This window comes from Nocardia sp. NPDC055050, from assembly GCF_053608345.1.
This window is the reverse complement of sequence record NZ_JBSGVG010000038.1, coordinates 60,875-69,201: the sequence shown is the minus strand read 5'-3', so window position 1 is coordinate 69,201 and position 8,327 is coordinate 60,875. Positions and strand designations below refer to the sequence as shown.

Here is an 8,327-nt window from a genome sequence, read left to right as displayed (position 1 = left end):
GTATTCCCGGGCGGCGGGGGTTCTGTTCGTCGTCGTGACCGTCAGCCGAGAGTTTCCCCGGCGGCGGCCTTGACTCGCAACGACTCCGGGACCTCGAACCGGTCGCCGTAGGCGGCCCGCAGCTCATCGGCACGCGCGACGAAGCCGGCCAGACCGCCCGCGTACTGGTTGATGTACTGGATGACGCCGCCGGTCCAGGCCGGGAACCCGATGCCGAAGATGGAACCGATGTTCGCGTCCGGCACGGTGCGCAGCACACCCTCGTCGAAACACCGCACGGTATCGAGGGATTCGGCGAACAGCATCCGTTCCTGCATGTCGATGAACGCGATGCCGTGATCGTCGCGGGTGTACTTCTCGACCAGTCCCGGCCACAGGCCCAGCTTCTTGCCGTCGGCGTCGTATTCGTAGAAGCCGCGACCCTCGAGCCGGCCCGGGCGCTCGAAGTCGTCGACCATCGCGTCGACGAGCGGGTACGCCTTCGAGTCGACCCAGTTCTTGCCCTCGGCGAGCAGATTCTCCTTCAGGCTGCGCCGGATCTTCTGCGCCAGCTTCATATTGATCTCATCGGCCAGCGCCAGCGCACCGACCGGGTACCCGGCCTGGGTGGCGGCCTGTTCGACCGAGGCCGGATGCACGCCCTCGGCGACCAGCGAGATCGCCTCGTCCATGAACTGGCCGATCACCCGGCTGGTGAAGAAGCCGCGACTGTCGTTGACCACGATCGGGGTCTTCTTGATGGCGAGGGTGTAATCGACGGCACGGGCGATCGCCTCGTCGCTGGTCTGCTCGCCGACGACGATCTCGACCAGCGGCATCTTGTCCACCGGGGAGAAGAAGTGCAGTCCGATGAAGTCCTTCGGCCGCTGCACGCCCGTGGACAGATCGGTGATCGGCAGGGTCGAGGTGTTGGATCCGAGCAGCGCGTCCGCGTTCACCAGGTGTTCGATCTCGCCGAACACCTTCTTCTTCAGACCCGGATCCTCGAACACCGCCTCGACGACGAAGTCGCAACCCGCGGCGTCGGCCGGGTCCGCGGACGGGTGGATGCGACCGAGGATCTCGTCGTACTTGTCCTGGGTGATCGCGCCCTTGCGCAGGGCCTTGTCGAGCAGCTTGGCCGAGTAGGCCTTTCCGCGCTCGGCCGCCTCGATCGTGACATCCTTGAGCACGACCTGCATGCCGGCGCGGGCCTGCACATAGGCGATGCCCGCGCCCATCATGCCCGCGCCGAGCACGAGGACCTTCTCCGGCGTGCGCACGGGGAAGCCTTCGGGGCGGCTGCCGCCCTTGTTGATCGTGCCCAGATCGAAGAACAGTGACTTGATCATGTTCGTCGAGACCTGGCCACAGATCAGGTGGGTGCAGTAGCGGGTCTCGATCGCGAACGCGGTGTCGATATCGACCTGCGCGCCCTCCACCGCGGTCGCGAGCACCGCGATCGGTGCGGGCATCGGCGAACCCTTGAGCTGCTTGCGCACATTCGCCGGGAACGCGGGCAGGTTCGCCGCCACCGCCGGGCTCGACGGGGTGCCGCCGGGGACTTTGTAGCCCTTCACGTCCCACGGCTGCGCGGCCTCGGGGTTGGCCGCGATCCAGGCGCGAGCCTTGTCGAACATCTCCTCGCGGGTGGCGGCGACTTCGTGAACGATGCCGACCTGCAACGCCTTCGCGGGCTTCATCCGCTGGCCCTGGCCCACGACGTTGAGCACCGCGCTGGTGATACCGAGCAGCCGAACTGTCCGGGTGACACCACCGGCACCGGGCAGCAGACCGAAGGTGACCTCGGGCAGGCCGAGCAGGCTGCCCTTGGCGTCGAGCGCGATCCGGTGATGGGTGGCCAGCGCGACCTCGAAACCGCCGCCGAGCGCGGTGCCGTTGATCGCGGCGACCACCGGCTTACCCAACGTCTCGAGCCGACGGAACGCCGCCTTGTAGGTGTCGAGGCCGAGTGCGATCTGCGGTGCGGTCTCCGGTGTCGCGTTCATCAGCAGGTTCAGGTCACCGCCGGCGAAGAACGTGTCCTTGCCAGAAGTGAGGATGACCCCGTCGAAGCTGTCGCGCTCGGCCTCGAGCCGGTCGACGGTCGCGGTGAGGTCGCGCGCGAACGCCTCGGTCATCGTATTGGTCGACTGGTTCGGGTCGTCCATCGTGAGCACGAGCACCCGATCGGCGCCGAGTTCCCAGGCAATCATGTTGTCAGTCATTGCTTTTCGTTGTTCCTTCGGTATCGGAGTCCGACGCTCAGACGCGCTCGATGATGGTGGCGATGCCCATGCCACCGCCGATGCACAGCGTGATCAGCGCGCGGCGCGCTCCTCGTCGCTCGAGCTCGTCGACCATGGTTCCGGTGATCATGGCCCCGGTCGCGCCGAGCGGGTGGCCCATGGCGATGGCGCCGCCGTTGACGTTGAGCTTCTCGTCGGGGATGTTCAGCTTCTTCTGGAAGTTGAGCACCACCGAGGCGAAGGCCTCGTTGAGTTCGAACAGGTCGATGTCGTCGACCGTGAGCCCGGCCAGCGCCAGCACCTTCTCGGTCGCCGGGACCGGGCCGGTCAGCATGATCGTGGAATCGGCGCCGCTCACCGCGGAGGCGACGACTCGGGCGCGCGGCGTGAGACCCGCGGCGACACCGGCGGATTCACTGCCGATGAGTACCAGCGCCGAACCGTCGACGATGCCGGAGGAGTTGCCGGCGTGGTGGACGTGGGTGATCTTCTCGACGTGGTGGTAGCGCTGCATCGCGACGGCGTCGAAGCCGCCCATCTCCCCCATCGCCGCGAACGACGGGGTGAGCCCGGCCAGGCTTTCCACTGTGGTGTCGGGGCGCATGAACTCGTCGTGGTCGAGCAGCACCGCGCCGTTGATATCACGCACCGGGACAATGGATTTGGCGAAGTAGCCACCCGACCAGGCGGCGGCGGCCTTGCGCTGCGAGCGCACCGCGAAGGCGTCGACGTCCTCACGGGTGAAACCCTCGATCGTGGCGATCAGGTCCGCGCCGACACCCTGCGGCACGAAGTAGGTGTCGTAGTTGGTGACCGGATCCATCGCCCACGCGCCGCCGTCGGAGCCCAGCGGAACCCGCGACATCGACTCCACGCCACCGGCGATGACGAGCTGCTCCCAGCCCGACCGCACCTTCTGGGCGGCGGTGTTGACGGCCTCGAGACCCGAGCCGCAGAACCGGTTGAGCTGCACACCGGCGACGGTGTCGGGCAGCCCGGCCGCCAAGGCGGCGGTCTTGGCGATATCGGCGCCCTGATCGCCGACCGGCGACACGACGCCGAGCACGATGTCATCGATCGCCGCCGGATCGAGTCCCGGATGGCGGGTCTTCAGTTCGTCGATGAGCCCGACCACCAGGTCGAGCGGCTTGACGCCGTGCAGGGCGCCGGTCTTCTTGCCACGCCCACGCGGCGTGCGGATCGCCTCGTAGATGAATGCCTCGGTCATGATTCTCTCTCCTCGCTCGAATCTGACAACAGGATGCAGCAGATTTGGAAATCTGACAAGGCTTTGTGGCAGACTCGGCGCATGGTCAAGGATCGTGCGTACGCGGGTGTGCCTGCCGAACAGCGGCGCGCGCAGCGCCGGGTCACGTTCCTGGAGGCCGCCAGGGAGATCGTCGGCACCCAGGGCTCGGCCCGGCTCACCGTCGGCGGCCTCTGCCGCCAGGCCGGACTGACCGAGCGATACTTCTACGAGAGCTTCACCAACCTGGACGCCGTCGTCACCGAGGTCTACGACCAGGTCATCGGTGAGCTGACCGAGCTCATCGCCGTCCGTGTGCGCGCCGCGCCCGACCCCCTGCGCGACAAGGTGCACGCGGCCATCGCCGCGGGCCTGCAGGCGGTCGCCGACGACCCGCGACTGATCCGCATCGCCTTCACCGAAGCCCAGCTCAACCCCGCCCTCAACGCACGCCGCACGGCGACGATCCGCGGCTTCGCCGCGCTGGTGCTGGCGACGGTGAACAAGCAACTCAGCCCCGAAAGCACCGGCGCCGCGGGCGCATACGGCGAGCTCGCCGCTATGCACCTCGTCGGCGGGCTGTACGAGACCGTGTACGGCTGGCTCAACGGAGCACTCGATCTGACCAGAGACGAGCTCGTCGACGAATCGACCGAGATCTTCCTCGCCGTCGTCGAGCAGATCCTGGGACCCGAAAGCCTCCTGAGGCGCCGGAGCTAGCCCGACGCCCCGATCAAGCGCGCGGCGCACTCCTACCGCCGCGCACGTGCTGACCCCTTTCGGACGCGAGCGCTTCGCGCCTCAGCCGCGATCGGCCGGGCAGCGAGTTCCGTTCCGCACGAGCGGTTTCCATTCTGTACGAACACATCGACGTTGTGCGAGTATGACTGACAAATTCTCTCATTCATTCTCACATTCATCGATTGCCCGGAGGTACCGATGGGGCAGCAAGAATCCCCGCACGTCCTGGTCGCGGGGGCGGGCCTGGCCGGATTGGCCACGGCGGTCTGGCTCGCGGAGACAGGCCACCGCGTCACCCTCGTCGAGAAGCGAGGACGCCTCGGCGGTCGCACGATCTCGTTCGAGGTGCCCGGTATCGAAGGCAGGGTCGACAACGGTCAGCACCTGTTCGCCGGTTGCTATGACGCGCTGCTGCGCTACGTCGATACCATCGGCACGCGCGAGCAACTCTTCTGGGACGCCCCGCCGTTCGCGATCAGGACCGGGCCCGACCGGCTGCTGACCCTGCGCGCGCCCGCCTGGCTGCCGGGCACGCTGCGCCGCGCCGTCGGGCTGTCCTGGATGGTGTGGCCACCGATCCCGCTGCGCGAACGGCCCGCTGCCCTGCGCACCTGGGCGCGGATCGCCCGCGCCGCGCTGCGCCCGGCACCGGAGCTCGACGACCTGACCGTCGATCGCTGGTTCAGGCAGATCGGTGCGCCGCAATCGTTGCGCGCGTTGGTGCTCGATCAGTTCGTCATCGGTCTGCTCAACGAGAAGACCGAGCGGGTGTCGGCCTCCCTGTTCGTCCAGACCCTGCACTGGATCGGCAAGCGCGCGCTGTCAGGGAACAGCAGGGCCGGTGACGCGGTCTGGCCGCGGGTGAGTCTGCACGAGTTGTTCGTCGCACCCGCCGAGCGCTATCTGAGGGCACACGGCGCGGAGATCGTCGTCGGTGCCGGAGTCACCGATCTCGAGATCGTCGACGACGGGCTCGCCGGTGTGCAGCTCTCCGACGGGCGGGTCATCGAGGTGGACGCGGCGGTTCTCACCTTGCCGCCGTGGTCGCTGACAACACTGCTCGATCGCGGCCGGCTCGGGCAGTACGACCACTTCACTCCCGTGCGCAAGATCGAGCCCGCCCCGATCTCGAGCGTGTATGTGTGGCTGGATCGTCCGCTCAGGATGCGCAGGCTCGCGGAGAATCTGCGCGACACCACCATCGAGTGGGTTTTCGACACCACGGGGATGCACGGCGTCGAGACCGAGGCAGGGCACTGTTACTCACTGGCCGTGAGCGCCTCGTGGGATGTCGTCCATCTACCCAATGCCGAATTCACCGCGGCGGCACTGCGATCGCTGGCCGAGCACTACCCCGAGTTCGCCGAGGCGCAGGTGCTGCGCACCCACGTCATCCATCAGCCGCAGGCGACCTTCTCGGCGCAGCCCGGTTTCGACGCGCTGCGCCTGCCACAGCGCACGCCGATCGAGGGCCTGTTCCTCGCGGGCGACTGGACCGAGACCGGCATGCCCTCGACGATGGAGGCCGCTGCCGAGAGCGCGGTCCGCGCCGTCGGCGCAGTCCACGAATATCTCGTCCCCCATACCGGCGACAGCAGAATTAAGTGACTCTCCATTCTAGGCACTGACGACTCAACATCCCTTGATTCCGGACTGAGACAGAAGTACATTGTGTCTCACGCGACCGCAGGTCTGCATGGGCGCAATGGAGCACATCCCTCCGGGAGGGTTGATGGATTACGACTGGTCAGCAGCTGATCTCTCCTTTCAAGACGAGGTTCGCACCTTTCTCGACGAGAAGCTGACACCCGATCTACGCCGTGCCGGACACTTGGCGACCAGCGTCTATCCGGATCACGAAGCCAGCATGAAGTGGCAGCACATTCTTCACGATCGCGGCTGGGCGGCACCGGCATGGCCGGTCGAATACGGCGGCTGCGACTGGAGCCTCACCCAGCACTACATCTTCGGCCGGGAACTGATGCAGGCCGGTGCGCCCGCGCTGTCGCCGATGGGCATCAGAATGGTCGCGCCCGCGATCGTCGCCTTCGGCACGACCGAGCAGAAGGCGTACTACCTGCCACGGATTCTCACCGGTGAGGTGTTCTTCTGTCAGGGGTATTCGGAGCCGGAATCCGGTTCCGATCTGGCATCGCTGACGATGGCCGCCGTCGACGACGGCGAGGACTTCGTGTGCACCGGAAGCAAGATCTGGACCACCCACGCGACCGAGGCGAATTGGATCTTCTGCCTCGTGCGCACATCGCGCGAGGGGAAGAAGCAGGAGGGCATCACCTTCGTGCTCATCGATATGACCTCGCCGGGTATCGAGATCCGCCCGCTGGTGATGACCTCCGGTGAGCAGGTGCAGAACCAGGTCTTCTTCGACGGCGTCCGAGTGCCGAAAAGCAATGTGCTCGGCCAGATCGACGACGGCTGGACCGTGGCGAAGTATCTGCTCGTACACGAACGTGGTGGGGCACTGTCGCCGATGTTGCAGGTGATGGCCCAGGAAGTCGCGACCGCGGCAGCCGGGCAGACCGGCCCGGACGGCAATCCGCTGATCGATGACGCCACCTTCGCGGCGAAGCTGGCCGAGGCACGGATTCGCACCGAGGTACTCGAGATCCTCGAGTACCGAACGCTGTCGGTACTGGCGCAAGGCAAGAACCCCGGCCCCGCCTCGTCGATGCTCAAGATCCTGGCCACCGAACTGAGCCAGAAGATCACCGAATTGGCACTCGAGGCAGCGGGACCGCGCGGGCGGGTGTACCAACCGCATGCGACGAAACCCGGCGGCCCGATCGCCGGATTCCAGCCACCGGCCGACGGCTACCGCAGCGGCGACGAGTGGCAGGCCGTCGCACCGCTGCGCTACTTCAACGACCGGGCAGGCTCGATCTACGCGGGCAGCAACGAAATTCAGCGAAATATTCTCGCCAAGGCAGCATTGGGGCTCTGATGGACTTCACCTTCACCAAAGAGCAAGAACTCCTGCGTGATTCGGTGGCCGGATTCCTCGGTGCCCGGTACGACCTGGAGCAGAGTCGGAGCGCGGTCAAGTCCGGCGCGGGGTGGCAGCCCGCGGTGTGGCGCGGTTTCGCCGAAGAGTTGGGCATCCTCGGTGCGACCCTGCCCGAGAATGTCGACGGTATGGGCGGTGGGCCGGTCGAAATGATGGTCATCGCCGAGGAACTCGGGCGTGCGCTCGTCGTCGAACCTTATGTCGACACGGTCATCATCGGGGCGGGTCTGCTGCAACGCTGCGGTGGGACGGCTGCCGATGCACTGGTGCGGCAGATCGTGGCCGGTACGGCGCGCACCGCGTTCGCCGCACTCGAGCCGACGTCGGGTCATGCGATGCACGATCTTTCGACGACCGCGCGCCGCGACGGCGATTCGTGGGTGATCGACGGCAGCAAGACCGTCGTGACCAGTGCGCCGTTGGCGACCCATCTGATCATCAGCGCGCGCACCTCGGGTGCCCGGCGCGACGAATCCGGCATCTCGTTGTTCCTCAGCGAGTTCGATGCGGCGAATCCGCCGGCCGGGGTCGAAATCCACTCCTACCGGACGATCGACGACCGGGTCGGTTCCGATATCACCTTCACCGAATTCCGATTGCCCGCCGCCGCACTGCTCGGAGCGGAAGGCCAGGCATGGTCGTCGATCGAGGCCACAGCCGACGAGGCGATCGCGGCGATTGCCTCGGAAGCGGTCGGATGCATGCGCAAGGTGGTGGCGGATACCGTCGAATACGCCAAGCAACGCCGGCAATTCGGTCAGCCGATCGGCAGCTTCCAGGTTCTGCAGCACCGCATGGTCGATATGCACATGGAGCTCGAGCAGGCGATCGCCGCAGCGTATCTGGCGATCCACGCACTGAACGCGGCACCGGCGGTTCGGGCGCGGGCGGCATCCGCGGCCAAGGTCACCGTCAGCCGTGCCGCTCGATTCATCGGCCAGAACTCCGTTCAGCTACACGGTGCGATGGGCATGACCGAAGAACTCGCCGTCGGCCACTACTTCAAGCGGCTGACCGCGATCGAGCACGAATTCGGATCCACCGACCACCACCTCGCTCGCTACGCCGAGCTGACGAGGCCATAGTC

6 protein-coding genes are annotated in these 8,327 nt (G+C 66.6%); 4 read left to right on the top strand and 2 right to left on the bottom strand.

Annotated elements, in window-relative coordinates; genetic code table 11:
• Positions 1–41 precede the first annotated feature (41 nt).
• Positions 42–2,207, bottom strand: a complete 2,166-nt coding sequence (locus ACWGCN_RS29105; RefSeq protein WP_387444777.1) for a 3-hydroxyacyl-CoA dehydrogenase NAD-binding domain-containing protein — start codon at positions 2,205–2,207, stop codon at positions 42–44.
• Positions 2,208–2,244: 37 nt separating this feature from the next.
• Positions 2,245–3,459 carry an acetyl-CoA C-acetyltransferase gene (locus ACWGCN_RS29100; protein WP_378629992.1) on the bottom strand — a complete coding sequence of 405 codons (1,215 nt, stop codon included), beginning with the start codon at positions 3,457–3,459 and terminating at the stop codon, positions 2,245–2,247.
• A 78-nt stretch (positions 3,460–3,537) separates the two neighbouring features.
• Between ACWGCN_RS29100 and ACWGCN_RS29095 the strand changes: the two genes are divergently transcribed.
• The 4 genes from ACWGCN_RS29095 to ACWGCN_RS29080 all read left to right on the top strand — a co-directional run bounded on the left by ACWGCN_RS29095 (position 3,538) and on the right by ACWGCN_RS29080 (position 8,325).
• Entirely contained in the window at positions 3,538–4,194 is a 657-nt protein-coding gene (locus ACWGCN_RS29095) for a TetR/AcrR family transcriptional regulator (protein ID WP_378990433.1), read from the top strand.
• 219 nt (positions 4,195–4,413) lie between these two features.
• Entirely contained in the window at positions 4,414–5,823 is a 1,410-nt protein-coding gene (hpnE, locus tag ACWGCN_RS29090; RefSeq protein WP_378990148.1) for a hydroxysqualene dehydroxylase HpnE, read from the top strand.
• Between the two features lie 124 nt (positions 5,824–5,947).
• The gene (locus ACWGCN_RS29085) at positions 5,948–7,177 is read left to right on the top strand and encodes an acyl-CoA dehydrogenase family protein (RefSeq protein WP_378990149.1); all 1,230 of its coding nucleotides are present in this window, start codon (positions 5,948–5,950) and stop codon (positions 7,175–7,177) included.
• Entirely contained in the window at positions 7,177–8,325 is a 1,149-nt protein-coding gene (locus ACWGCN_RS29080; protein ID WP_452460096.1) for an acyl-CoA dehydrogenase family protein, read from the top strand. The genes ACWGCN_RS29085 and ACWGCN_RS29080 overlap by 1 nt, the downstream gene beginning before the upstream one ends.
• Positions 8,326–8,327 lie beyond the last annotated feature (2 nt).

Coding starts and splice junctions, on each gene's coding strand:
- ACWGCN_RS29095 (WP_378990433.1), top strand. CDS start 3,538: ATGGTCAAGGATCGTGCGTACGCGGGTGTGCCTGCCGAACAGCGGCGC.
- ACWGCN_RS29105 (WP_387444777.1), bottom strand. CDS start 2,207: ATGACTGACAACATGATTGCCTGGGAACTCGGCGCCGATCGGGTGCTC.
- hpnE (WP_378990148.1), top strand. CDS start 4,414: ATGGGGCAGCAAGAATCCCCGCACGTCCTGGTCGCGGGGGCGGGCCTG.
- ACWGCN_RS29085 (WP_378990149.1), top strand. CDS start 5,948: ATGGATTACGACTGGTCAGCAGCTGATCTCTCCTTTCAAGACGAGGTT.
- ACWGCN_RS29080 (WP_452460096.1), top strand. CDS start 7,177: ATGGACTTCACCTTCACCAAAGAGCAAGAACTCCTGCGTGATTCGGTG.